23 protein-coding genes and 1 pseudogene are annotated in these 23,513 nt (G+C 64.3%); 15 read left to right on the top strand and 9 right to left on the bottom strand.

All coding sequences use genetic code 11. From position 1 onward, the window contains the following. Positions 1–15 precede the first annotated feature (15 nt). The 11 genes from cpaB (at position 16) to HW090_RS01850 (ending at position 10,394) form a co-directional block, all read left to right on the top strand. Positions 16–966 carry a Flp pilus assembly protein CpaB gene (gene cpaB, locus HW090_RS01800; protein ID WP_179111870.1) on the top strand — a complete coding sequence of 317 codons (951 nt, stop codon included), beginning with the start codon at positions 16–18 and terminating at the stop codon, positions 964–966. A gap of 60 nt (positions 967–1,026) precedes the next feature. Then, positions 1,027–2,574, top strand: coding sequence for a type II and III secretion system protein family protein (locus HW090_RS01805; RefSeq protein WP_218673554.1), 1,548 nt, complete (start codon positions 1,027–1,029; stop codon positions 2,572–2,574). Between the two features lie 11 nt (positions 2,575–2,585). Beyond that, entirely contained in the window at positions 2,586–3,239 is a 654-nt protein-coding gene (locus tag HW090_RS01810; protein ID WP_179111871.1) for a CpaD family pilus assembly lipoprotein, read from the top strand. A gap of 20 nt (positions 3,240–3,259) precedes the next feature. After that, entirely contained in the window at positions 3,260–4,495 is a 1,236-nt protein-coding gene (locus HW090_RS01815) for a cellulose synthase operon protein YhjQ/BcsQ (RefSeq protein ID WP_179111872.1), read from the top strand. A 16-nt stretch (positions 4,496–4,511) separates the two neighbouring features. Further along, a complete protein-coding gene (locus HW090_RS01820; RefSeq protein WP_179111873.1) occupies positions 4,512–5,876 on the top strand; it encodes a CpaF family protein in 1,365 nt (454 codons plus the stop codon). A gap of 8 nt (positions 5,877–5,884) precedes the next feature. Continuing rightward, the gene (locus HW090_RS01825; protein WP_218673555.1) at positions 5,885–6,877 is read left to right on the top strand and encodes a type II secretion system F family protein; all 993 of its coding nucleotides are present in this window, start codon (positions 5,885–5,887) and stop codon (positions 6,875–6,877) included. Next, on the top strand, positions 6,874–7,833 hold the full coding sequence (locus HW090_RS01830; protein ID WP_179111874.1) for a type II secretion system F family protein: 960 nt from the start codon (positions 6,874–6,876) through the stop codon (positions 7,831–7,833). The genes HW090_RS01825 and HW090_RS01830 overlap by 4 nt, the downstream gene beginning before the upstream one ends. A gap of 25 nt (positions 7,834–7,858) precedes the next feature. Beyond that, a complete protein-coding gene (locus HW090_RS01835) occupies positions 7,859–8,725 on the top strand; it encodes a tetratricopeptide repeat protein (protein ID WP_179111875.1) in 867 nt (288 codons plus the stop codon). A 2-nt stretch (positions 8,726–8,727) separates the two neighbouring features. After that, entirely contained in the window at positions 8,728–9,252 is a 525-nt protein-coding gene (locus tag HW090_RS01840) for a TadE/TadG family type IV pilus assembly protein (RefSeq protein WP_179111876.1), read from the top strand. Beyond that, positions 9,252–9,821: a TadE/TadG family type IV pilus assembly protein gene (locus tag HW090_RS01845; protein WP_179111877.1), complete on the top strand. Its 570-nt coding sequence runs from the start codon at positions 9,252–9,254 to the stop codon at positions 9,819–9,821. Before HW090_RS01840 ends, HW090_RS01845 begins: the two co-directional genes overlap by 1 nt. A gap of 111 nt (positions 9,822–9,932) precedes the next feature. Further along, positions 9,933–10,394 (top strand): hypothetical protein, encoded by a 462-nt coding sequence (locus HW090_RS01850; protein ID WP_179111878.1) that lies wholly within the window; start codon positions 9,933–9,935, stop codon positions 10,392–10,394. A 120-nt stretch (positions 10,395–10,514) separates the two neighbouring features. On the opposite strand, the gene rluB is transcribed toward HW090_RS01850, so the two are convergent. Beyond that, the gene (gene rluB, locus HW090_RS01855; protein WP_179111879.1) at positions 10,515–11,522 is read right to left on the bottom strand and encodes a 23S rRNA pseudouridine(2605) synthase RluB; all 1,008 of its coding nucleotides are present in this window, start codon (positions 11,520–11,522) and stop codon (positions 10,515–10,517) included. Between the two features lie 171 nt (positions 11,523–11,693). Between rluB and HW090_RS01860 the strand changes: the two genes are divergently transcribed. Further along, complete coding sequence (locus HW090_RS01860) at positions 11,694–11,966, top strand: DUF4404 family protein (protein ID WP_179111880.1); 273 nt, start codon at positions 11,694–11,696, stop codon at positions 11,964–11,966. A gap of 29 nt (positions 11,967–11,995) precedes the next feature. On the opposite strand, the gene queF is transcribed toward HW090_RS01860, so the two are convergent. Next, on the bottom strand, positions 11,996–12,826 hold the full coding sequence (queF, locus tag HW090_RS01865; protein WP_179111881.1) for an NADPH-dependent 7-cyano-7-deazaguanine reductase QueF: 831 nt from the start codon (positions 12,824–12,826) through the stop codon (positions 11,996–11,998). Between the two features lie 145 nt (positions 12,827–12,971). On the opposite strand from queF, the gene HW090_RS01870 reads away from it, so the two are divergent. Next, positions 12,972–14,054: a metal-dependent hydrolase gene (locus HW090_RS01870; protein WP_179111882.1), complete on the top strand. Its 1,083-nt coding sequence runs from the start codon at positions 12,972–12,974 to the stop codon at positions 14,052–14,054. Positions 14,055–14,109: 55 nt separating this feature from the next. Here HW090_RS01870 and HW090_RS01875 read toward each other — a convergent pair whose 3' ends face one another. Further along, positions 14,110–14,697, bottom strand: coding sequence for a TetR/AcrR family transcriptional regulator (locus HW090_RS01875; protein WP_179111883.1), 588 nt, complete (start codon positions 14,695–14,697; stop codon positions 14,110–14,112). Between the two features lie 139 nt (positions 14,698–14,836). Between HW090_RS01875 and HW090_RS01880 the strand changes: the two genes are divergently transcribed. Together HW090_RS01880 and HW090_RS01885 are read left to right on the top strand one after the other, a co-directional pair. Further along, positions 14,837–16,045, top strand: a complete 1,209-nt coding sequence (locus tag HW090_RS01880) for an MFS transporter (RefSeq protein WP_179111884.1) — start codon at positions 14,837–14,839, stop codon at positions 16,043–16,045. 40 nt (positions 16,046–16,085) lie between these two features. After that, positions 16,086–17,303, top strand: a complete 1,218-nt coding sequence (locus HW090_RS01885) for an MFS transporter (protein ID WP_179111885.1) — start codon at positions 16,086–16,088, stop codon at positions 17,301–17,303. 235 nt (positions 17,304–17,538) lie between these two features. Here the strand turns inward: HW090_RS01885 and HW090_RS18065 are convergent, their stop codons facing one another. The 6 genes and pseudogenes from HW090_RS18065 to HW090_RS01910 form a co-directional block, all read right to left on the bottom strand. After that, the gene (locus HW090_RS18065; RefSeq protein WP_373416377.1) at positions 17,539–18,411 is read right to left on the bottom strand and encodes a methyl-accepting chemotaxis protein; all 873 of its coding nucleotides are present in this window, start codon (positions 18,409–18,411) and stop codon (positions 17,539–17,541) included. 33 nt (positions 18,412–18,444) lie between these two features. Then, positions 18,445–19,497 (bottom strand): annotated as a pseudogene (locus HW090_RS18070) (methyl-accepting chemotaxis protein); the annotation flags it as partial. A gap of 199 nt (positions 19,498–19,696) precedes the next feature. Next, positions 19,697–21,475 (bottom strand): ABC transporter ATP-binding protein, encoded by a 1,779-nt coding sequence (locus tag HW090_RS01895; RefSeq protein WP_179111886.1) that lies wholly within the window; start codon positions 21,473–21,475, stop codon positions 19,697–19,699. Beyond that, positions 21,468–22,100 carry a DsbA family protein gene (locus HW090_RS01900; RefSeq protein ID WP_179111887.1) on the bottom strand — a complete coding sequence of 211 codons (633 nt, stop codon included), beginning with the start codon at positions 22,098–22,100 and terminating at the stop codon, positions 21,468–21,470. The genes HW090_RS01895 and HW090_RS01900 overlap by 8 nt, the downstream gene beginning before the upstream one ends. An 11-nt stretch (positions 22,101–22,111) precedes the next feature. Next, positions 22,112–23,047, bottom strand: a complete 936-nt coding sequence (locus HW090_RS01905; protein WP_179111888.1) for a rhodanese-related sulfurtransferase — start codon at positions 23,045–23,047, stop codon at positions 22,112–22,114. Positions 23,048–23,113: 66 nt separating this feature from the next. Continuing rightward, positions 23,114–23,419 (bottom strand): DUF1883 domain-containing protein, encoded by a 306-nt coding sequence (locus HW090_RS01910; protein ID WP_179111889.1) that lies wholly within the window; start codon positions 23,417–23,419, stop codon positions 23,114–23,116. Between the last annotated feature and the right edge of the window lie 94 nt (positions 23,420–23,513).

Below are 23,513 nucleotides of genomic sequence, written 5' to 3' on the forward strand. Positions count from 1 at the left end.
TGCACGGTTCAATTCATGAAAACCCCTCCCATCCTTCTCCTGGCTGGCGCCTTGGTCCTGGCCGGCGGCGCCGCCCTGCTGGCTCGGGTACTGATGACGCCGCCTCCTCCGCCACCCGTCGTGGTCAAGCAGATACCTGTCGAGCCGGCGAAACCCGTCTATAAAGCCATCCTGGTCGTGGACCGTGACCTGCAGCCGGGTGACTTCATCGATCCGTCACTCCTGCGCTGGAAAGGCGTTGAGCGCCAGTACGACGGACGCTTGTATTTCCTTGACGACCGTGAACAAGCCGACAATGGGATCAGCAACCTGGTCGGTAATCTGATCGGTGCCACCGTCCGTGAGCCCATCACAGCAGGCAAGCCGCTGACCAGCAACCTGGTGGTCATGCCAGGCGAACCCGGCTTCATTGCCACTGTCATCAAACCCGGCATGCGGGCGGTCTCCGTTCCCACCAACAACACCAGCAGCCTCTACGGCATGGTGACTTCGGGTGATCGCGTGGATGTCCTGCTGAACCTGGAGCGCGCCCAGGAAGCCCCGCAGATCAACCCGCAGAACCTGGACCAGATACCGCGCCTGGCAGCCCAGACTCTGTTGCGCGACGTGCGTGTCCTTGCCATCAACAGCCAGGCCCGTAGCCCACTGCAACCGAACCCGCAGCCGGGTGAAGGCTCTACATCCGCCAAGGGAAAATACTCAAACATCTTCCCCGAAACCGTCACCCTGGAAATCCCCCCGGCCTACACCGAGAAGCTCACCCTCGCCACGCAAATAGGCACGCTGCAACTGGCGCTGCGCAGCAGCCAGGAAGAGAGCGACGGACAGGTCAAGCCCGGTAATGGCCATGTCACCACCCTGACCCAGGCCACCGGCGTCTACCAGGCGTCGGCGCCCGCCTCGCCGACGAAGGTCAATACATTCCATGGCAACGCCGCAGGCGTCGTGCAGTTCGGCCAGCAGTAACCCGACATTGTTGACGGCTGGCTCGCACCAGCCGCACCTGCCCAACAGAGAACCCAACCCATGAAGTTCGCGTTCAAAACCACAGCCCTGTCGCTGGCCTGCGCCCTGGGTGCAGGCGTCGTCGGCCCCGGACTCGCCCACGCCAACAATCTGGATGGCGCCGACACACCGGCCGAAGCCGCCAACACCTACAACCCGGACCTGGACCTGGCGATGGCCCAGCAGTTCTACGCCCAGGCCGAACCCGCCGCAGACCTGCTGGCGGCAGTGCAAACACCCCAGCCTGCGCCACGCCGGCAACCGAGCAGCGCCCCGTTGCGCAAGCAGCTCACCCAGGTCAGCGAGACCGAAGACGTCAAGCTGCTGGTCAAGCAGGGTCGCCTGCTGCAACTGCCACGCCCGGCCGCCAAGGTACTGGTCGCCGATCCGAAGATCGCCAGCTTCCAGATGCCCTCCGCCGGCAGTGTGTTCGTCTTCGCCGAAACGGCCGGCACGACCACCCTCTATGCACTGGACGCCAACGACAAAGTGATCGCAGCCATTCGCCTGGTCGCCAACCATGACCTGACGGCACTCAGCGAACAGATCGAGAACGAAGTGCCCGGCTCGCACATCGAGTTCGGCCCGGCCTCCAACAACGGCCTGATCGTGCGTGGCACCGTGCGTACCCCGCAACAGGCCAAGCAAGTGATCAGCAGCGTCGAATCCTATCTGGGCGGCAGCAGTGCCAGCGGCTCGGGTGCCCAGGGTGGCGGCGGTGGCGAAGGCCCGAAAGTGGTCAACCAGCTCAAGGTCGAACTGTCGGCACAGGTCAACATCAGCGTGCGCATCGTCGAAGTGTCGCGCAGCCTGTCCACCCAGTTGGGCCTGAACTGGGAAGCCACCCTGAAGAACGGCAACTATTTCTTCCGCAACGCCAGCAGCCTGTTCGATGCGACCACCGGCGACTTCACCAGCACCGGTATCACCAGCGCCGTTGCCGGCGGCTTCCACCGCAACGGCTCGACCACGGTCGCCGGCCTGCTGACCGCGCTGTCCGAAGACGGCCTGGCGACTGTCCTGGCGGAACCGAACCTGACCGCCATGTCCGGTGAAACCGCGGGCTTCGCCGCGGGTGGCGAGGTGCCCATCGTCATCATCACCAACAACAACGTGACCATCGAGTACAAGCAGTACGGTGTGATCATGCGCATGACGCCGACCCTGCTGTCGCCGAACCGCATCAGCCTGCACGTGGCGCCGGAAGTCAGCGACCTGTCCGACGAGGGTGCGGTGATGCTCGAAGGCAATGTCATCCCGGCCTTCAAGGTACGCCGTGCCGACACCACGGTGGAACTGGCCAGCGGCCAGAGCTTCGCCCTCGCCGGCATGCTGCGCAGCAACATCAACCAGACCATCACCAGCGTTCCCGGCCTGAAGAGCATCCCGGTACTGGGCCGCTTCTTCGAAACCGACGCCAGCTCCCAGGAAGACACCGAACTGGTGATCATCGCCACCGCCTATGTGGTCGAGCCCACCGCGCCTGGCGACCTGCAGACCCCAGGCCGCGGCATTCGCGCCCTGGATTCGATGATGCCGGCCCAGGCCGCCGCCGGTTACCTGTTCTGAGGAGAACTGCCATGACTGTACGCCCATTGCTGTCTCTGCTGGCGCTCTCCCTGCTGGTGGCAGGCTGTGACCACAACCTCAACAAGATGCGCGAGAACCGCTTCACGCCCTACCAGAGCGCGCCTCTGCCGACGGTCAGCCCCTCGGCCATGGTCACCTCGCTGAAGGCGGCCAATAGCGGTGGTTTCACCGCCGAGTCGCTGGAGAACCTCAACACCCTGCTGCGCGTCCAGGGACGCCTGTCGCGCCAGACCCTGAGCCTGCAACCCTATACGCCGTCCGGTGAGCAACTGGCGCAACGCCTGGCCAGCGTGCTGCGTGAACTGGGTGCACCTGGCGAGCAGGTCGTCGTCATGCCGGTGCGCCTGGAAGCACCCGAATCCCAGGAATGGGACCTGCAAGTCGTCTCCGAAGCCCTGGTGGTCAAGACCCCCGACTGCTCGGTAGCCGATGCCGACGTGTGGACGGTCAAGCCTTACCAGTCCGTCGGCCCGATGGGCTGTGCCAACCGCTCCAACATCGCCCGCATGGTGTCCGACCCGAGCGACCTGGTGCGCCCACGCACGCTGGATGCCGGCGACGGCATCGCCGCGGTCAACGCCGTCACCCGCTACTACGACGATGAAGTGCGCGAGCTGCTCGACATCGACTTCCAGGAAGATTGATCCGGCAGGAGAACAGCATTATGAACGACGCATCCCGGAATACTCTCGATACCCTCGGCGGCAAACAGGGCGTGGCCCTCTTCGCCGCCAGTGCGGAAGACGCCCGTCACTTCGGCGAACAACTGCTACGCCTGGGCTACAGCAGCGACATGGCCATGTCCGGCGGCATCACCGCCGCCATCGGCTGGACCAGCAGCAATCCACCGCCCGCCGTACTGCTGGTGGACCTGGATGGCGACTCGCTGCCCTTGCAATCGATCAACGACCTCCTCGAAGTCTGCGATCCCGCCTGCCAGATCATCGCACTGGGCAGCCGCCAGGACATCGACCTCTACCGCACCCTGCTGCAGCACGGCATCTTCGACTACCTGACCAAGCCGGTGCCGCTCGACCTGCTCGCCTCATCGCTGTCACGCGCCCAGGGCCACGCCATCGGCGAAACCTCCGCCGTACGCAGCGGTCGCACCATCGCCGTCACCGGCGTATCCGGTGGCTGTGGCAGCAGCACCATCGCCGCAGGCCTGGCCCAGTTGCTCTCCACCCAACGCCATAGCAGCACCGCGCTGGTGGATTTCGACCGCAGCAACGGCGACCTCGCCCTGCTGCTCGGCTATGACGGCGACGCCGGCCTGGCCGCCGCGCTGGCCAGCGAGGAAATCGACGCGCGCTTCCTGCAACGCGCCATGGGCCAGGTCAACGAGCGTCTCTTCCTGCTCGCCCAGGAACCCAGCCTGCACACCGACACGCACCTCAGCACGGAGCTTCTGCTGACCCTCGGCGCCAGCCTGTGCCGCATGTTCAACCAGGTCATCTGGGACCTGCCGGCGGGTCGCCCGCAGGGTTCGCTGGATGTCCTCGCCCATGCGCAGACCCGCATCCTGCTGACCGACTTCACCGTGCAGGACGCCCGCAACACCCACCGTCTGCTGCGCGAAATCGGCGATGAAAGCGCGGGCCAACAACTGCTGCTGGTGGCCAACCCCTCGCGCAATGGGCAACCCGGCGTCGTCGAGCGCAGCCAGTTCGAAGAGTTCGTCGGCCGTCCCATCGACCTGATCCTGCCCCACGCCGGCCAGGCCCTGAGCGACAGCCTGCTGACCGGCCCGTTGCGCCTGGAAAGCGCTGCCGCCTTCCAGTCGACCCTTCTGGACCTGGCGGACCTCGCCTGTGGCCGGCCATTGCGCAAGCAGGTGGTTGAAACAGGCCTCGTCGGACGCCTGAAAAACGTCCTGACTCGCAACCGTTCGGCGGCGTGAGCCGAGGAGTCCCAGCATGCTGATCCGCCAACCACAGAAGCCCGTGCCGGCGCGCAAGCCGCGCCCCGAAACGGCCAGCGCAGAACCGCAGGAAATACGCGCCACCAGCGTCCAGCGCAATAACGGCGGCAAGCCGGTGGACACCCTGGGTGCGCAGAACCGGCGCATGATCCGTACCCACCTGTACGACCAGATCGACCCGCTGAAAGCCGCCTCCATGGGCCGCGACAAACTGCGCGTACAGATCGAGTCGCTGATCCGCCGCATCTGCGACGAGCAACGCCTGCAGCTCTCCCGCCAGGAAGAGGAAGTCATCTGCGAGGAAATGCTCAACGAAATGATCGGCATCGGCCCGATCCAGCCGTTGCTCGCCGACGACAGCGTCAACGATATCCTGGTCAACGGTGCCGGCCAGGTCTTCGTCGAGCGCTACGGCAAGCTGGAACTGTCGCCGATCACCTTCATCGACGAAGAGCACGTGTTCAACACTGCCCAGCGCATCGCTGCGGCAGTGGGCCGACGTATCGACGAAACCCACCCGATGGTCGATGCGCGCCTGGCCGACGGCAGCCGGGTCAACGTCATCACCTACCCGCTGGCGATCGACGGCACCACCATCTCGATCCGGAAATTCATGCGGCGCAACATGTCGCTGGAAATCCTCGCCGAACGCAACGCCATGTCCTACGAGATGGTTGAAGTGCTGCGCCGGGCGATGATCGCCAAGCTCAACATCATCGTCTCCGGCGGTACCGGCGCGGGCAAGACGACGCTGCTCAACGCCCTGTCGCAGAAGATCAGCAACGAAGACCGCATCATCACCATCGAAGACGCCGCCGAACTGCAACTGCAACAGATCCACGTGGTCCGCCTGGAAACCCGCCCGGTCAGCGCCGAAGGCACTGGCAAGGTCGACCAGCGCGACCTGGTGCGCAACGCCCTGCGTATGCGCCCCGACCGCATCATCCTCGGTGAGGTGCGTGGCGGCGAAAGCTTCGACATGCTGCAAGCGATGAACACCGGCCACGACGGCTCGCTCTGTACCGTGCACGCCAACACCCCGCGCGACGCCATCATGCGGATGGAGAACATGGTGATGATGGCCAGCATGCAACTGCCGCTGGAAGCCATTCGCCGGCAAATCGCCAGTGCGGTCAACCTGATCGTACAGGTGGAGCGTATGCGCGACGGTGCCCGTCGCATCGTCTCGATCACCGAAGTCTGCGGGATGGAGAACGAAGTCATCCAGACCCAGGAGCTGTTCGGCTTCAAGACCACCAGCATCGATGCCAAGGGCCAGCTCACCGGGCAATTCGTCCCCAGTGGCCAGCGCCCGCACTTCTACAGCACCCATGCCCACCTGTTCGAGGGGCAAGCCTGATGGATGCCATGCTCGATCTGTTCACCGTACTGGTCTTCGTCTGCGTCCTGCTGGCGTTCTTCGCCGCACGCGGCCTCAGTGGGCGGCGCCAGCGGGAACAGGCGGCGCAAGAGCGCCTGCAACAGTTGCGCCTGCACCTGTCGGGCACACTGCCGACGCGCAAACCCGGCAATGCGCAACTCGACCAGGCGGAAAGCATCCTGCGTGAGCTGGAGCGTCCGCCCCTGGCCGAATGGCCACTGGTCGGCCCCTACCTGGGCCGCCTCTGGCTGGACCTGCGCATCCTGGGCTGGGACAAGAACCTGCAGTTGCGGCTGGTGCTGCTGGGGCTGGCGAGCCTGACCGGCAGCATCTTCCTCGCACGCGATACGCCCATGCCCTGGGTGTTCGGGACGCTGTTCGCCCTGCTGTTCTTCTTCGGCATCGGCAACATGCTGTACCGCAGCGCCATGGCCAAGCACCTGGCACAGCTCAAGCAAAGCCTGCCGGAAGCCATCGATGCGATTACCCGTACCGCTCGCGCCGGGGTGCCGGTCAGCAACGCCTTCGCCCTGGTCGCGGAAAACCTGCCCGGCCCCATCGCGGTGGAATTCGCGCTGATCGACAACTGGCTACGCCTGGGCGTACCAATGCGCCAGGTCATGCAGGACTCGGCCAAGCGCATCCCGCTGAACGAATACCGCTTCTTCGCCGTGATCCTGATCATCAACCAGGAAGCTGGTGGACGCCTGGGCGAAACCCTCGACCGACTGGCATCCACCCTGCGCGAACGGCAGGAACTGCAACTGAAGATCCAGGCCAAGACCTCCGAAGCCCGCGCCTCGGCGAAGATCGTCGCCGCGCTGGTGCCGTTGGCCCTCGGCTACATGTACATAAATTCGCCAAGGGACTTTCACTTCCTGCTCAACGACCCCACCGGCAACGTCGTGCTGTTCTATGCATTCGGCAGCGTCACCCTGGGCTTGATAATCACCCACCTGATGGTCAGGAGAGTCGCATGAACCTGCTCGACGACCCGCAGGTCATCACCTGCCTGGGCCTCATGCTGTGCGGCATCGGTCTTGGCCTGATCGGCCTCTATCGCCAACAGCGCACATCCGGTCTGCACGAGCGCCTCAACGTGGAGCCGGTACTCATTGGCGACAGCGGCCCGGCGGCGGATATCCTGCGCAGCCAGGGCCTGCGTCTGTCGCCGCGACAGCAAGCGATCCTGCGCCCCATTGCCCGCTTCGGCGAAAACCTCGCCGGCACCAGCAATGATCGCCAGAGCCTGCGCCGCCTGCTGGCCATGGCCGGCTTCCGCAATCCGGAAGGCCTCGGCCTGCTGATGGTCGCCAAGTGCACCCTCGGCCTGTTGCTGATGATGGTGGTGCTGTTCGGGCTGATCAGCCCGGAAAACCGCTTCGGGCTGACCGGATTGGCCGCCGGCCTGATCGCCCTGTTCGCCGGCACCACCTTGCCGGAAGCCTGGTTGAAGCTGCGCAGCGCACAGCGCGGCGAGCGTCTGGGGCGCAGCCTGCCCGATGCCCTCGACCTGATGGTGATCTGCGCCGAAGCGGGCCTGCCGCTGGGTCGTGTGCTACAAGTGGTGTCCAAGGAAATGGCCCTGTCCGCACCGGAAATGGCCGACGAACTGCGCTACACCTGTGCCGAACTTCAGATTCTCAGCGACCGCACCCGCGCCCTGCTCAACCTGGCGGAACGCACTGGCGTCAGCAATATCGAGAGCATGGTGGCCACGCTGATCCAGGCGGAACGCTACGGCACCCCGCTGTCCCAGGCGCTGCGCACCATTTCCGACGAAAGCCGCAAAGTGCTGATCCTCAACCTTGAAGAGCGGGCCGGTAAACTGCCAGCCCAGCTCAGCGTACCGCTGATGACCATGATCCTGCCGCCGATCGTGGCGATGATGGGCGCCCCCGCCATGATTCGCATCATCCGCCTGCTCAGCAATTAACGACCCTTTCCGGAGCCATCGAACCATGCGATTCCCCCTGCCCTGCCTCCTGCTCGCCGGCCTGATCTCACTCACCGGATGCGCCAGCATGAGTGGCGGCAACCCGCTCGCCTCGGGCAAGCCGCCGGCGATCTCCAAGGAAGCCGAAGAAGCGCTGCGCCTGGCCCGTGTGCTGCGCGACAACGGCAGGTTGCAGGCGGCCTATGAGGTCTACGAGCGCATGGACCAGCGCAAGCAGCTCGAAGGCGCCTACCTGCTGGAATACGCCAGCATCGCAGCCGCCGTACGTCCGCAACAGGAAGCCCTGAGCCTCTATGGCCGGGCCAGGCAGCAACTGGGCGGCGATCTGCAGGACATCGCCCCCGGCCAGCGCATCGCCCTGTGCAACGGCGTCGGCCGTGCGCGCCTGGCCCTCGGCCAGCCCAAAGGCGCCATCAGCGACTTCCAGTGCGCCCTGCAGGTCGACCCGCAGAACGCCCAGGCCCTCAACGGCTTCGGTGTCGCACTGAACATCACCGGCGACACCGAAGGCGCGCGCCAGCAGTTCGAAAAAGTCCTCGAGCACGAACCAGGCAACGGTGCGGCCGCCAACAACCTGGCCCTGTCCTGGCTTGCCAGCGGCGAGAACCAACGCGCCATCAACCTGCTCAACCAGGCCCGCAACGGCTCCCCGGACGCCGCCCTGCAACTCAACCTGGCCCTGGCCTACGTCCTGGAAGGACACGATGACACCGCCCGGCGCGTCCTGCTGGAAAGCATGCAGCCGAGTTTTGCCGAGCGCGTCCTCGAAGATTTCCGCGCCACCCGCCAGCGCATCGCTGCCGGCGCACCCCTGGCGCAGGAACTGCTGGCGGCCAGCCAGCGTCCGTTGGCCCTGAGCGAGCAGGACTGAACATGCAGGTGCTTTCCCGCTGGTCGCGCGACGAGCGCGGCGTCACCGCCATAGAAACCGCCCTGATCCTGCCGGTCCTGCTGTTCGGCGTGATGATGCTGTTCGAACTGGCGCGCATCGCCCTCATGATCGGCATCGGTAACCTCTCGCTGGAACATGCCCTGCAGGACTTCCGCCGCGACGCGAACTACTACAGCAAGAATGCCGAGGAGCTGCAGCAGGATATCGAAGACCGCATGATCGACTTCTCCTACGGCTTCCTCACCGAAGAGAACCTGGAGATCGAAGTGCTGCCCTTCGACAACCTCTACCAGTTCGGCCAGGGCACCAACGAGACGGCTGACGAGGAAGAAAGGGAAGCCTCGCAGAACGATCGCTCGCCGCCCATCCTCAGCGTCACGGTCGACCTGAGCCAGCGATTCATGACGCCACTGCCGGCGCTGTTCGGCCTTGGCGACGCCTTCCAATACCAGTATCGCCACCTGCTCGGCGACCTGCCCAGCAGCGCAGAGGAGGAGGATGAGTGATGAAAGCCTTCAATCCCCGTCGCCAGCGTGGTAGCGCGGTACTGGAAACCGCACTGATCATGCCCCTGGTGATCGGCGTCGCGGTCATCAGCGCCGACCTGTACAGCGTCCACCAGGCACGCGGCTACATGGAGCTGTCCGCCCATACCATCGCCTCGGTGCTGTCCAACCAGAGCCGGCTCGACTACGACGGCCTGCAGGCCCTCGTCGACCAGGCGGCCTCGAAAAAGGCCCTCGGCGATTATGAGCTGGTCATCAGCCAGGTCGCGCTGGACCGCAACATGGCCTGGAAGCCCCTGTACCGGGGCTCGGTCGGCGACCTGTGCCCGAGCCAGAGCGAAGGCCTCAAGTACACGGGCGAAATGCCCGAAGAAGTGGAAGAAGACCCGGACAACCCCAGCAAGACCTCGCTGGTGGTGGTACAGCTTTGCCGCAACAGCTCCAACCTGGCCCTGAGCAGCGGCCTGCTGGTGGACAAGGAAATGCATGCCATCGCCTTCAACCGCATGCTCTACAACGAACTGGAGCTGGATGAAGTGCTGGCGTCGGAGGTCGGCCTGCGCGAATAGCTGCAGCACAACACCCTTTCGTCTGCGGCAAGTCAAAGCACAGCAATCCGCATCAAGTTACCACCGGGCCTGCCGATAATACGCATGATTACATCATCCGGATTTCCATCCATGAAACTCGACACTGCCCAACCGTTCACTCACACAACTCCGGTTCCCGTCAAGCACCAAGCGGAAACAGAAACCAGCTCGCCAGCCCCGGACAGCAGCGACTCCTTACGCGAAGGTATTCGCGTCAGCCTGTCCGAAGTAGGCATCCAGCGTTCCAAAAGTACGGATAAGAATGCGGATATTGACGAAAGCGATCTCCCCAATGGAATCAAGGAGATCCTCAAGATGATCCGCGAACTGAAACGACAGATCGCCGAAAAAATGGCTGAACTGCAAGCTGCCATGGCCGATGACAGCGGCACACCGGAAGAACGCCAAATTCGACTGGGCGCTCTGCAAAGCAGCCTGGCCACGCTGCAGGGTGCACTTTCCACAGCCAATGCCAACCTGATCAAAGCCATGAAGGACAGCAACCTCAGCAGCGAGCAAATGACTACTGCCGTATCACTGTCCATGAACTGAGAAGACACGAAGCGGATTCCATAAAAGGACAGGCCTCGGCATATGCGAGAAAGGCTCTCGCTGAATTGAATAGGCCCCGACAATGCGGGGCCTATTCAATTCACTGCGCAACGCTGTCCGTCAGCTACGGCCACGCCCTTTACCGGACGTGTCCCGACCACGGCCACCGCGCTTGATATCGCCAGGCCGCTCGGCCACGGCGCTACCGCGCTCACGGTTCTTGCCCGAACCGCCCTCGGCGGGACGCAGCACGCGCTTGTTACGCTCGCTGCGGGTCAGCGGTTTGGAGGTCTTGCGTTGCTGACGCTCCAACTGCTCTTTCGGCTTGACCTTCACCTCAGGCAACGCCACCGGCTTCAGGCCGACTTCCTCACTGAGGATATCCACCTCGCGCTGTGCCATCTCGCGCCAGCGGCCCATGGGCAGGTCGGAGGTCATGAACACCGGGCCGAAGCGCACGCGCTTCAGACGGCTCACCACCAGCCCCTGGGATTCCCACAGACGGCGAACCTCACGGTTGCGCCCTTCCATCACGACACAGTGATACCAGTGGTTGAAGCCTTCGCCTCCCGGCGCTTCCTTGATATCGGTGAAGCGTGCCGGACCGTCTTCGAGGGTCACGCCGTTTTTCAGGCGCTCGAGCATCTCCTCGTCGACCTCACCGCGCACACGCACGGCGTACTCGCGGTCCATCTCGTAGGACGGGTGCATCAGGCGGTTGGCCAGTTCGCCGTCGGTGGTGAACAGCAGCAGGCCGGTGGTGTTGATGTCCAGGCGGCCGATATTGATCCAGCGCCCTTCCTTCAGGCGTGGCAGCCGGTCGAACACCGTCGGGCGGCCTTCCGGGTCGTCGCGGGTGCAGATCTCGCCATCGGGCTTGTTGTAGATCAGGACCCGGCGCACGGCCTCGGTGGTCTCTTCACGCTTGAGCAGACGCCCATCCAGCGCGATCGCATCGTGCAGGTCGACCCGCTGACCGAGGGTCGCCACGTTGCCGTTGACACGAATGCGGCCCGCCGCGATCCAGCCTTCGACTTCGCGCCGCGAAGCCAGGCCGATGCGCGCCAGCACCTTTTGCAGTTTCTCGCCGTGGGCGATATGGGGTTCGGGTGTTTCATGCTCGGTCATCTGGGCACCTCCCGGTGTGACATTTCCGATTGAAAGGGATCGCATCATACGCATTTGCGCAACGCAGCGCACGAAAGCCCGCCCGGGTCACCAATGGACGCGGACAAACCCCGCTCCGCTGGTTTAACCTTCGAGGCGAAGATCGACTCCAACGGCCATAAGGAAAACACCATGCCGATCCACAACCTGCAAACCCAACTCGACGAACTGCGCAACCAACTCGCGCAGGACACACCCCTGACCGAGGAGGAGCGCACCGCCCTGCAGGAAATCGCCCAGCGCATCGAAATCCGCCTGGCCAACGAAGGCTCCGGCGACGAAGAACCCCATGACAGCCTGGTCGACGGCGTGAATCTGGCGGTCGAACGCTTCGAAGCCAGCCACCCGAATACCGCCATGACCCTGCGCAACATCATCCAGAGCCTGGCCAACATGGGGATCTGAGACCCCGCCCTCAGCGCAGGTCAGGCAGCTTATTGCCTGGCCAGCCGCGGGTTGACCGGGGTGAACGGCTCGCTGCTGCGATACGGGTTGATGTCCAGCCCACCACGGCGCACATAGCGGGCACTGACCAGCAGGCGCTGCGGCTGCAGCACCCGCCACAGGTCGAGGTAGATACGCTCCACGCACTGCTCGTGGAAGTCGGCATGCTGGCGGAAGCTCACCAGGTACGCCAGCAGGCTCTCGGGCTGCAACCACGCACCCTGGTACTCAACAGACACGCTGCCCCAGTCAGGCTGACCGGTGACCGGGCAATTGGACTTGAGCAAGTGGCTGTGCAGGCTGGCGCTCACCTGCCGCGTCGGATCGCAGCTCAGCAGCTCCGCTCGTGGCGCATCGTACTCGCTGATGACGACATCCAGATCGTCGATGCATTGCCCCGGCAGTTCGACCAGGCCTTGCGCAGTGGCCTCCTGAATACTGCTCACACGCACCCCGACCGGCGCCCCCGCCACGGCGGACAGATCGCGCACCAACGTCTCGGCCACGGCTTCACGGCTGGCGAAGACCGTCTGGTTGAGCGAATTCAGGTAGAGCTTGAACGACTTGGATTCGATGATATTCGGCGAGTCGGCGGGAATGGCGAACTCGGCGATGGCCACCACCGGCTTGCCCGAAGGCAGCAGCCAGGACAGCTCATAGCAGTTCCAGATATCCACGCCACGATACGGCAGGGTCGCCGCCGTCAGGCCCAGCTCGCGCCACTTCGTCTCCCGGGAAATCGGGAACAGAAGCTCTGGGCTGTAGCTGGACACATAGGCACTGGACTTGCCCAGCGGAGACAGTTCGGCGGGATGCTGCATGGGGAAAACCTGCTGAAGAAAACGGCGGGATTGTAACCCCTTGCAGGCCATTACGCCCGCCATGGGCCGCCCGTTCACACGAAAGGCTTCATGCCTTCACGCGGCCTTGCTAACGTAGCCACCCCATACCCGCACCAGGCCACCCATGGATTCGATCACCCAAGCCGTCCTCGGCGCCAGCGTCCAGGCGAGCCTGCTCGGCCGCTGGCAAGGTCGCAAGGCGCTCCTGTACGGCGCCCTGCTCGGCACCCTGCCCGACCTGGACGTCATCATCGATTATGGCGATGCCGTCGCCAACATGACCTACCACCGTGGTTTCAGCCACTCGTTGCTGGTGCTCAGCCTGTTCTCGGTGCTGCTCGCCTGGTTGCTGCGGCGCTTCTTTCTCGACGCGGGCTATTCGGCCGCACGGCTGCTGCTCTGTATCTGGCTGGTGCTGACGACCCATGTCCTGCTGGATGCCTTCACCAGCTACGGCACGCAGTTGCTGTGGCCCCTGCCGACGCCGCCGATCGCCTGGTCGAGCATTTTCATCATCGACCCGCTGTACAGCCTGCCCTTGCTGCTGGCGGTGCTGTTGACCGGCCTGTTCGGCCTGAACGGTAAATGCCGGCGTCTGCCTGTGATCGCCCTGGCGGCATCGTCGCTCTACCTCGGCTCGACGCTGGCCGGCAAGCAGATGGCGGAAAAACGCATGCACGACGCCCTCGCACAGCAAGGCATCGAGGCTCATCGGGTGTTCAGTGCGCCGACACCTTTCAATACGCTGCTGTGGCGCATGCTCGCGGTGGATGACGAGCACTACTACGAGGCGGTCAGCAGTTGGTTCGATAACGAGCCGCCGTCGCTGGTCCCCATCGCCAGGGGCACCGAACAGATCGAAAGGCTGCAAGGTTCCGCCGCCCACGAACGCCTGCGCTGGTTCAGCGATGACCTGCTGCGCTATGACGATATCGACGGCCAGGTGGTCGTCACCGACCTGCGCCTGGGCATGACCGGCTTCCACCCGTTTCGTTTTGCGCTGGCCGAACAGCGTGCCGGTGACTGGGTCGTGCTGGAGCAGCCCCAGCGCCTGCCAGCCGAACGCGGCGACCTGCAGCGGCTGGTGCTGATCTGGAACAGAATCTGGCAGCCGCACCCCGAACTGCCGCTGGCGCAGTGGGTCGCCCCACTTGCGCAGTCGGGCCCAGGCAAGCGCTCGGCTGGACTCCCGCCTGCGCGGGAATAACGAAGGCGCTTCGAGACAAGCGCCAAGAACTGCATTGGAATCGGCCCCGCGCAGGCTAGCGCTTGGCCAATAAGCCACGCAGCAGCAGTTCCAGTGCTGTAATGCCCTGCGCCAGCCGCGTATTGCCGTCTTCGCCATCTGCGATCCAGAACGCCGCTTCGGCCAGGCTGCCGTAGATCAGCGATGCCAGCGCCTGCGGATCGGCCTCGTCCACCACCCCTTGCCGCATGAGGTTGTCGAGCAGCCGTTGCATGGACTGGATGCAGTGGCGTTGCGACTCCGGCGAAGCACCGCCCAGCACGGCCCTGGTGTCACGCAGCACGATGCGCTGGATTTCCGGCTCCTGCGCCATTTCCAGATAGGCGCGGCAGCGGTTGCGAAAGCCTTCCCAGGCGTCTTCGGCGGTGTCGGAGATGGCGTGCAGGCGCTGATCCGTCTCGGCGTCAATCTGCTCCACCACTGCGGCCAGCAATCCCTTCTTGTCACCGAAGTGGTGATAGAGCGCCCCCCGGGTCAGCTTCGCCTGTGCGGTGAGATCATCCATCGAGGTGTCGGCATAGCCCCGCTCACCGAAAACTTGCCGTGCTGTCGCCAGCAGCGTGACGCGGGTTTCTTCCGTCTCTGCGCGGGTACGGCGAACCATTGGCCTCTCCTTTCATACGGACTGCATGATTGTTTACAAACACAACGTATGAATATAGAGTTTCAATCATACGACCTGTATGTATTGTTGCCAGCGAAGCCTGTCTTGGCAATCCCGGCGCCAAAGGAGATGCCACCCCATGCTCAACCCCTACCGCGAGCTATTCGCCATGCCTGGCACCAAGGGCTTCTCCCTGGCCGGCCTGGTGGCACGCATTCCGTTGCCCATGGCCGGCATCGGCATCATCACCATGCTGGCGCAGTTGCGTGGCAGCTACGCCCTGGCCGGGGCGGTATCGGCCACCTTCGTGCTGACCTATGCGCTGTTGTCTCCACAGATTTCGCGGCTGGTGGATCGGCATGGCCAGCGTCGCGTGCTGCCCATCGCCACCGCCATCAGCGTGCTGGGCATGATGTGGCTGCTGGCCTGCACGCACTGGCAGATAGCGGACTGGACGCTGTTCATTGGAGCGATACTGGCCGGCTTCATGCCCAGCCTGTCGGCGATGGTCCGGGCGCGCTGGACGGCGCTGTATCGCGGCCAGCCACACCTGCAAACGGCTTATTCGCTGGAAACGGTATTCGATGAAGTCACCTTCATCGCCGGGCCGCCGCTGTCAGTCGGGTTGTCGGTGGCGCTGGCGCCCCAGGCCGGCCCACTGGCGGCGGCGCTGCTGCTGATGCTCGGCGTCTTCGCGCTAGTCGTGCAACGTGGCACCGAACCGCCCGTCGAGGCGCAAGACGCTGCCACGGAAGGTGCGGGATCGGTAATCCGCTTGGCAAACGTGCGGCGGCTGGCGCTGCTGATGGTGGCAATGGGCGTCATCGTCGGCACCGTGGATATCGTGAGTGTGGCCTTTGCCGAACACCTGGGCCGACCGGCGGCGGCCAGTCTGGTGCTATCGGCCTATGCCGTGGGCTCCTGCCTGGCCGGGCTGCTGTTCGGCGCACTCAAACTGCAGACACCCTTGCATCGCTTGTTGCTGCTGGCCGGGTTGGCAACGGCCGCGACCACGCTGCCCCTGTTGCTAGTCGGCAGTATCGCCGCGCTGGCTGGAGCCGTGCTGGTCGCGGGAGTGTTCTTCGCACCGACCATGATCATCGCCATGTCGCTGGTCGAGCGCCTGGTGCCCGAGCGACGCCTGACCGAAGGCATGACCTGGCTGCTGGCCGGGCTGAATGTCGGCGTGGCGCTGGGCGCGGCGGTATCCGGCCAAGTGGTGGATGGCGGTGGAGCACGAGCCGGGTTCACCGTCGCGCTCTGTGCGGGTGCAGTGGTACTGCTCGTGGCGCTGTGGGGGCATCGGCACCTGCGCGCACATGGTTTGCCTGGATCGGATGCCACGTGATGGCGACTCACCCTGTTTCTTCATTTCAAGGACTTGAGCCATGAGCACACCCGCATCGGTATCCGCAGGCGCCTTGCCTCGCCCCCCCTGGCTGGCCGTGGCAGCGGTCGGACTTGCCACGTTTTCCGTCGTGACTACGGAAATGCTCCCGGTTGGCCTGCTGTCCCCCATCGCTGACACCCTGGACATTTCCACCGGAACTGCTGGTCTGATGATCTCGTTGCCCGCGTTGCTGGCGGCGTTGTTCGCACCGCTGGTGGTGATCGCATCGGGCGGCATGGATAGACGCAGGATTCTGTGCGGGCTGCTGGGGCTGTTGATGATCGCCAATACGGCATCGGCACTCGCCCCTGGCCTGGGCTGGATGCTGGCCGCACGCGTGCTGGTCGGCTTCTGCATGGGAGGCATATGGGCCATCGCCGGCGGCTTGGCGGCACGGCTCGTTCCGGGACACGCGGTTGGTTTGGCAACGTCCATCATCTTTGGCGGAGTGGCGGCCGCGTCGGTGCTGGGCGTACCACTTGGAGCAGTGATTGGCGATTTTGCCGGATGGCGCTGGGCCTTCGGCAGCATGGCATTGCTCAGTGGACTGGTGCTGGCGCTTCATCTTGCCGTCATTCCGGCGCTGCCCGTTGCCCGGTCAGCCACCCTGCGCCAGTTCGGTGAACAACTTGTTGCCAATCACACATTGCAAGTCGGACTGCTCCTGACGCTGCTGCTGGTGGCCGGGCACTTCATGGTTTTCACCTTCGTGCGCCCGCTGCTGCTGTCGGTGGCTGGATTCGATGCGCAATGGATCGGCGCTCTACTGTTCGCCTATGGCATCGCGGGCATTGCCGGCAACTTCCTGGCGGGCATCGTCGCGGCACGGCGCACCACATGGACCGTGATGGCGATTGCACTGGGGCTGCTGCTGACGCCGGTATTGTTCCTGACCGTTGGCAACACCCACATCGGTGGAGGTACGGTGCTGCTGGCCTGGGGGCTGGCCTATGGCGGGGTTTCGGTCGGCCTGATGACCTGGATGATAAAAGCCGCACCGGGCGCCGTGGAGATCGCCACCGCGCTGTATGTGGGCGTCTTCAATATCGGCATTGCACTTGGATCATGGGCGGGAGGCCGGACCGTGGATGGCTTTGGCCTGGCAGGCAATCTTTGGCTGGCGGGTGGACTGGCCGCTGCCGCACTGCTGCTGGCGCTTGCTGCCAGCCTGAACGAACAGAAAGCGAGAGCCGGAGATTGGCGGCCTGGCTCATGAGCCTGGAACCATGCCTTTCAACGTGTAGCGCTTGCCGGCAAGACAGGTGGCGCTACCACCACTGCATGGATTCCCATCTGCGCGGGAATGACAGAGGTTAGGAACACAAGGGGGAAGCCGTCGCCCCCGCGAAGGCGGGGGTCCAGGTGCGCGGATGTCCGGGTAGCCTAGCCATGCATGCAATCGCCGGCAGTGGCTTAGCGACCTCTACGAAGACATTGAAAGGCACTCTCCCTCACACCCGGAACTGCCTGACCAACCCCTGCAACTCCCCTCCCAGGCGCGCCAATTCAGCGCTTGCACCGGCGGTCTGTTCGGTGGCCTCGGCGCTGCGCTCGCCGATATCGCGAACCCGCGTCACGCTCTCGGAGATGTTCTCGGCCACCGCGCCCTGCTCTTCGGCGGCGGCGGCGATCTGCTGGTTCATCTGTTCGATGGTGGACACCGCTCCGGTGATCCGCCCCAGTGCGGCGCCGGCCTGCTCGGACAGCTCGACAGTGTTCTGCGTCAGCGCTCGGCTGCTGCCCATCTGCTCGACCGCCTGGTGCGCCAGGTGTTGCAGGCTGGCGATCAGCGTCTCGATCTCCTTGGTCGACTCGTGGGTGCGTTGCGCCAGCGCCCTCACCTCATCGGCCACCACGGCGAAACCACGCCCCTGCTCACCAGCCCTGGCTGCTTCGATAGCCGCATTCAGCGCCAGCAGGTTGGTCTGTTCGGCCACCGCACGGATCACTTCCAGCACGCTGCCGATACGCCCACTTTCGGCGTCCAGCGCCTCGATGCCCTCGGCCGACTGTTCGACCTCACTGGCCAGGCGGCCGATTTCAGCGATGGCCTGGCGCACCACGGCCTCGCCCTGACGCGCTTCGTCGTCCGCCTGCCGGGCGGCAAGCGAAGCCTGTTCGGCATGGCGCGCCACTTCCTGCACCGTGGCGGCCATCTGGTGGATGGCCGTCGCGGTCTGCTCGGTTTCCATGCGCTGGCTCTGCACGCCGGAACTGGTCTGCGCGGTCACCGCCGATAATTGCTCGGCGGATGATGCGATCTGCGCCACGCCACCGCCGATACGCCCGATCAGGTTGCGCAGGCTTTCGGTCATGCCCTGCATGGCCCGCTGCAACTGCCCCAGTTCATCGTCACGCCGGACCGCCACGAATGCTTCGCTCAGGTCACCCTCGGCCACGCGCTGGGCCAGTTGCACCGTGCGCCGTAGCGGGACGGTGATGGTGCGGGTAATCGAGATGGCCGCGACCATGCCGATGACGATGGCCAGCACGGCGATACCCGACAGCAGCAGGTAGGCATTGCGGCGTTGCTCGCGCATGTCCTGCGTCGCCCGCTCCACGCTGTGCTCGACCGAAGCGATCACCGACGCGGAGTGTTCGGCCAGCGCCTGCTCCAGGCTTATGCGCTGCTCCCTGACTTCACGGAAAGCGGCGAAATTCTGCCGGTAGGTTTCCAGCTCGGCCAGGGCGGTATCCATCGCGGCAGACTGGCTCTCGTTGAGCCAGCGCTTGAGGTTGCGCCCTACATCGATGACGTTGACGTGGACCTCGTTCCAGTTGTCCACGGCTTCCTGGGTCGCGTTGCCGACATAGACGTTCTCGAAGGTGCGCAGGTCGAGGATGTTCTTGGTCAGGCCGGAGGCAGCCTCGGCCACGGTCAGCGGATCGCTGCCGCGCAGGCGGTCGCCCTCCAGCCTGAGTGCGCGGACGGCATCGTACATTTCCAGCTCGATGCCTTCGAACTCATAACGGCTGTTCTGCGCCGACTCGTCCATGCGCTCGCGCAGGCTGGCGACCTGCTCGATCAAGGCACCATAGCGCTCGAACTGCTGCCCGTACTCCTTCGCCGCCGAGGCGATGGCGGCCAGGTCGGCCTGTTCGCTACGGGAGGAAATAGTGCCCAACGCCTGCAACGCCTTATCGAGCCCGGCCAGCGAGTCACGCAGCGCCGCCGCCGAAGCGGGGTTGCGGGTCAGGGCGAAGTCGCGCTCCTGGCCACGGGCCGAGAGGATCAGCGCATTCACATGCGCCAGTTCGTCCACTTGCTGGGCTCGCCCGATGATGCCGCTGACGGCATAGAACCCGGTGAAGGCGACCCCGAGGGTCAGCAACAACACCACGCCGAAACCCAGCAGCAGCTTCTTGCCGACGCCCAGGTCGATAAATATGCCAACCAGAGATCGCATCATAAATACCCTGAAATCGTGCTATTTCGCCGATAGATCAGCACCGCATACTACGAAAGTAGGTGCACCAAAGTGGGGTATTCTAATCAGCAAAGCGTGGCATTTCGCCACTTTCGCCAGAAAAATTACAGGGACAAGTGCCAATATCGTGGCACCGATGGTTGTACGGGGCTGCGTGACCCATGGGTCGCGGCCCGTCCGCTCAGTGCTGCAAGTGGCCGTACAACCTGGCGTAGAGCCCGCCCTCGTCGATCAGTTGCTGGTGCTCGCCCTGCTCGACGATGCGCCCGCCATCGAACACCAGCACACGCTCGGCCTGCCTGACGGCCGACAGACGGTGGGCGATGATCAGCGTCGTGCGCCCCTGGAGGAAGCGCTCCAATGCCTCGTGCAAGGCGTGCTCGGTGGCGGTATCCAGGGCTGAGGTTGCCTCGTCGAGTATCACCACGTGCGGATCGGCCAGCACCATACGGGCGACCGCCAGGCGTTGGCGCTGGCCGCCCGAAAGGCGCACACCCGAACGCCCGACGACACTGTCCAGGCCTGCCGGCAGGCGTGCGACGGTGTCTTCCAGCTGTGCGATACGCAGCGCCTCCCAGCACGCTTCGTCCGTGCGCTCGCGGCCCATGCACAGGTTGGCCCGCACCGTGTCGTCGAACAGCACCGGATGCTGCAGCACCACCGCCACATGCTCACGCACGCATTCGTAGCCAATCCGCTCCAGCGGCACCCCGCCCATGCGGATTTCACCACGCTGCGGCTGGTAGAGCCCCAGCAACAACTGCACCAGGGTGCTCTTGCCGCCGCCACTGGCACCGACGATGGCGACCTTCTCGCCCGCCGCGATCTCCAGGTCCAGGCCATCCAGCACCTGCTCGTCCTGATAGGAGAACGACACCCCATGCACACTGACACCGACCGTTCGCTGCCCCCGGAACGGATCGCTGACCGAGGCATATCTCGGCTCGTCAGCGCGGGCCAGCAACTGGTTGATCCGCTTCAACGCACCGCTGGCGGAATAGAAGGCGTATTGCAGGCCGAGCAACTGCTCGACCGGGCCGATCATGAACCAGAGGTAGCTGAACACCGCCAGCATCTGGCCGATGGACAAGTCCGAGAACAACACCGTCAACATCGCCGCGGCGCGGAAGATATCGATACCGAACTGGAACAACAGGCCGCTGGCACGGTTGGAGGCGTCGGTCTTCCATTGCGAGGCCACCGCATGATCGCGGACCTGGTGGGCACGCTGGCCCAGGCGCGAGAAGAAGTAACCCTGGCGATTGGCGGCACGCACCTGCTGGATGGCATCCAGGGTTTCCGTCAGCGCCTGGGTGAAGCTGGCGGTGCTGTCGTTCTCGCGCTTCTTCAGGTGTTTCACGCGCTTGCCCAATTGCACCGTGGCGTACACCACCAATGGGTTGAACAACAGGATCAGCAGCGCCAGTTGCCAGTGCATCCACAGCAGGATGGCTGCCGTACCGAGGATCGTCAGCACACCGACCAGCAGGCGGCTGAGGGTTTCACCGATGAATTTGTCGAGGGTTTCCAGATCGGTGACCAGGTGCGTGGTCACCGTGCCGCCGCCGAGGCTCTCGTACTCGGCCATCGCGATCCACTTCAGGCGCTCCAGCAGGCGCAGGCGAATGCGGTAGATGACATCCTTGGACAAGCGCGCGAACAACCAGGCCTGCAGGACGCTGAAGATCAGGAAAGCACCACGCAGCAACAAGGTCAGCACCAGCATCAGGCCGACATAGCCGATGGCGTTCTCCCAGGCCGACGGCAGCAGGCGGTTCATCCAGGTGACGGCCGAGCCACCCTGGCCGAGCAGGACCTCATCCACCAACAGAGGCAGCAACAGGGGAATCGGTACGCTGCACAGCGTCGCCAGGACCGCGACCAGGTTAGCCAGCACCAGCGCCTTTCTATGCTTCAGCGCCAGGGTGCGGATGTTCGCCCAGCTCAACCCTTCAGGCATGCCCACCCTGCTCCAGCCAGCGGCCCAGCAATGGCTCCAGGGCCTCCAGGGGCTGGTAGCCATTGGTCACCAGGGCATAACCGCCTTTACGCTTCGCCAGCAATGTCGGGAAACCGGCGATACCCAGGTTGCCCGCCCAGGCGAAATCCTGCTGCGTTTCCTCCCGCGCCGCCACACTGTCGAAGCGGCTGGCGAAGGCCTCGCGCGGCAAGCCCAGTTCCGTGGCCAACCCCAGCAACACCTGGGCCTGGGTGATATCCAGCGCATCCTGATAGAAGGCCTTCTGGATCGAGCGCGCCAACGGCCAGGCACTCGCGGCATCCAGGCCGCGTGCGGTGACCAGCGCACGGCAGGCGGGCTCGGTGTCATACACCAGCCCCTGTGGCAGGCCCGAGGTGAAATCGAATGCCTGTCCGGTCGCCGCCTGCACATCGCGCCAGTAGCCCAGGATGCGCTCGCGCCCCACCGCGTCCATCGGCTCTTGCTCGCGGCGCAAGCCACCGACCACCAGCCGCAGGCCGACCCCGGCCCGCGCCGCCTGCTCGCCCAGCCGTTGCAGCACCGGCTCGAAGCCCCAGCACCACGAACACATCGGGTCCATCACATAGATCAGTTGGGCGCTCATGGCGGACTCCTTCACTCTTCGTTGCGGCGTGGATCGCGTCCTATCGGATGCGCGAGATCACGCTGACGCGCCAGCTCGACCTGACGCTGGCGCTCCTGCGCCCTGGCCCGGGTCTTCGGGCTCAGGCTGTCCCAGCAATGCGGGCAACTGATGCCCGTCACGTAATGTTCCGACTGCCGCTGCTCGACGGAAACCGGCATGCGGCAGGCATGGCAAAGCTCGAAATCCCCTTCACCCAGGTCATGGCGAACCGTCACGCGGTTATCGAACACAAAGCAGTCGCCACGCCAGCGCGTCTGCGCCTGTGGCACCTCCTCCAGGTATTTGAGAATGCCGCCCTTGAGGTGGAAGACTTCCTCGAAGCCCTCTTCGAGCATGTAGCTCGACGCCTTTTCGCAGCGAATGCCACCCGTGCAGAACATCGCGACCTTCTTGTGCCGGGTCGGGTCGTAATGGGCCTTGATGTACTCGGGAAATTCGCGGAACGAACGGGTCTGGGGATCGACGGCGCCTTCGAAAGTGCCCAGGGCCACTTCGTAGTCGTTGCGCGTGTCGATCAGCAGCACCTCGGGGTCATCGATCAGTGCGTTCCAGTCGGCGGGTTCGACATAGGTGCCCACCCGACGATTGGGGTCCACGCCCGGCACGCCGAGGGTGACGATCTCTTTCTTCAGCTTGACCTTGGTGCGGTAGAACGGCTGCTCGTCGCAGAAGGATTCCTTGTGGTCGATATCGGCCAGGCGCTCGTCCCTGGCGAACCACTGCAGCAAGGCGTCTATCGCCTGCCGCGAGCCCGACACCGTGCCGTTGATGCCTTCTTCCGCCAGCAGCAGGGTGCCCTTGATCCCCTGCTGCAACAGGGTGTCGAGCAAGGGCTGGCGCAGAGCCTCGTAGTCGGGCAAGGCAACGAATTTATACATCGCCGCCACGACGATTTTTTCCGTCATCGGGTAATCCTCGGTAATCGCCCTCGCAAAGGGCGGACTGCAGCACCGCAGAGCGCGCACAGCCTCTTAACGCGGGCCTGCCGCGGAACGGCGCATGATCTTGATCGAATGTTTCAACGCGCTGGGCTTCTGCGTCACGCTGATGGCACGGCGTGTGACCGTATCCAGGGTGATATTCCAGAAACCGCTGCTGGGCACCACGATCTTCGCCGGAAAGCGATCGAACGCACCGCCGTGGTAGGTGTGCCGCCCGCCATTCTTGAAGCTGCGAAAGTTCGCATCGTTCATCAGACGGATGTTGCACGGCTTCGAACACTCGATCAGCACGATGTCATCTTCGTTGAGATACTCGCGCTGGTGGATGAACTTCATCGAAACTCCATGGGCCTGCGGAAAAAGCGCGACGATAACATGACGGCGCGACGGAGAAGTAACCGCTCGCCCCTGCCTGGCGGCGAGCGGGTCG

It is taken from the genome of Pseudomonas sp. ABC1 (genome assembly GCF_013395055.1).
Lineage (GTDB): Bacteria > Pseudomonadota > Gammaproteobacteria > Pseudomonadales > Pseudomonadaceae > Stutzerimonas.

Bases quoted from the DNA above. Each gene is read 5' to 3' on its own strand.
- HW090_RS01845 (WP_179111877.1), top strand. From the start codon at position 9,252: ATGAAAGCCTTCAATCCCCGTCGCCAGCGTGGTAGCGCGGTACTGGAA.
- HW090_RS01910 (WP_179111889.1), bottom strand. From the start codon at position 23,419: ATGAAGTTCATCCACCAGCGCGAGTATCTCAACGAAGATGACATCGTG.
- HW090_RS01820 (WP_179111873.1), top strand. From the start codon at position 4,512: ATGCTGATCCGCCAACCACAGAAGCCCGTGCCGGCGCGCAAGCCGCGC.
- HW090_RS01815 (WP_179111872.1), top strand. From the start codon at position 3,260: ATGAACGACGCATCCCGGAATACTCTCGATACCCTCGGCGGCAAACAG.
- HW090_RS01830 (WP_179111874.1), top strand. From the start codon at position 6,874: ATGAACCTGCTCGACGACCCGCAGGTCATCACCTGCCTGGGCCTCATG.
- HW090_RS01875 (WP_179111883.1), bottom strand. From the start codon at position 14,697: ATGGTTCGCCGTACCCGCGCAGAGACGGAAGAAACCCGCGTCACGCTG.
- HW090_RS01895 (WP_179111886.1), bottom strand. From the start codon at position 21,475: ATGCCTGAAGGGTTGAGCTGGGCGAACATCCGCACCCTGGCGCTGAAG.
- HW090_RS01905 (WP_179111888.1), bottom strand. From the start codon at position 23,047: ATGACGGAAAAAATCGTCGTGGCGGCGATGTATAAATTCGTTGCCTTG.
- queF (WP_179111881.1), bottom strand. From the start codon at position 12,826: ATGCAGCATCCCGCCGAACTGTCTCCGCTGGGCAAGTCCAGTGCCTAT.
- HW090_RS01880 (WP_179111884.1), top strand. From the start codon at position 14,837: ATGCTCAACCCCTACCGCGAGCTATTCGCCATGCCTGGCACCAAGGGC.
- HW090_RS01885 (WP_179111885.1), top strand. From the start codon at position 16,086: ATGAGCACACCCGCATCGGTATCCGCAGGCGCCTTGCCTCGCCCCCCC.
- HW090_RS01840 (WP_179111876.1), top strand. From the start codon at position 8,728: ATGCAGGTGCTTTCCCGCTGGTCGCGCGACGAGCGCGGCGTCACCGCC.
- HW090_RS01825 (WP_218673555.1), top strand. From the start codon at position 5,885: ATGCTCGATCTGTTCACCGTACTGGTCTTCGTCTGCGTCCTGCTGGCG.
- HW090_RS01810 (WP_179111871.1), top strand. From the start codon at position 2,586: ATGACTGTACGCCCATTGCTGTCTCTGCTGGCGCTCTCCCTGCTGGTG.
- HW090_RS01870 (WP_179111882.1), top strand. From the start codon at position 12,972: ATGGATTCGATCACCCAAGCCGTCCTCGGCGCCAGCGTCCAGGCGAGC.
- HW090_RS01850 (WP_179111878.1), top strand. From the start codon at position 9,933: ATGAAACTCGACACTGCCCAACCGTTCACTCACACAACTCCGGTTCCC.
- HW090_RS18065 (WP_373416377.1), bottom strand. From the start codon at position 18,411: ATGCAGGGCATGACCGAAAGCCTGCGCAACCTGATCGGGCGTATCGGC.
- cpaB (WP_179111870.1), top strand. From the start codon at position 16: ATGAAAACCCCTCCCATCCTTCTCCTGGCTGGCGCCTTGGTCCTGGCC.
- HW090_RS01835 (WP_179111875.1), top strand. From the start codon at position 7,859: ATGCGATTCCCCCTGCCCTGCCTCCTGCTCGCCGGCCTGATCTCACTC.
- rluB (WP_179111879.1), bottom strand. From the start codon at position 11,522: ATGACCGAGCATGAAACACCCGAACCCCATATCGCCCACGGCGAGAAA.
- HW090_RS01900 (WP_179111887.1), bottom strand. From the start codon at position 22,100: ATGAGCGCCCAACTGATCTATGTGATGGACCCGATGTGTTCGTGGTGC.
- HW090_RS01805 (WP_218673554.1), top strand. From the start codon at position 1,027: ATGAAGTTCGCGTTCAAAACCACAGCCCTGTCGCTGGCCTGCGCCCTG.
- HW090_RS01860 (WP_179111880.1), top strand. From the start codon at position 11,694: ATGCCGATCCACAACCTGCAAACCCAACTCGACGAACTGCGCAACCAA.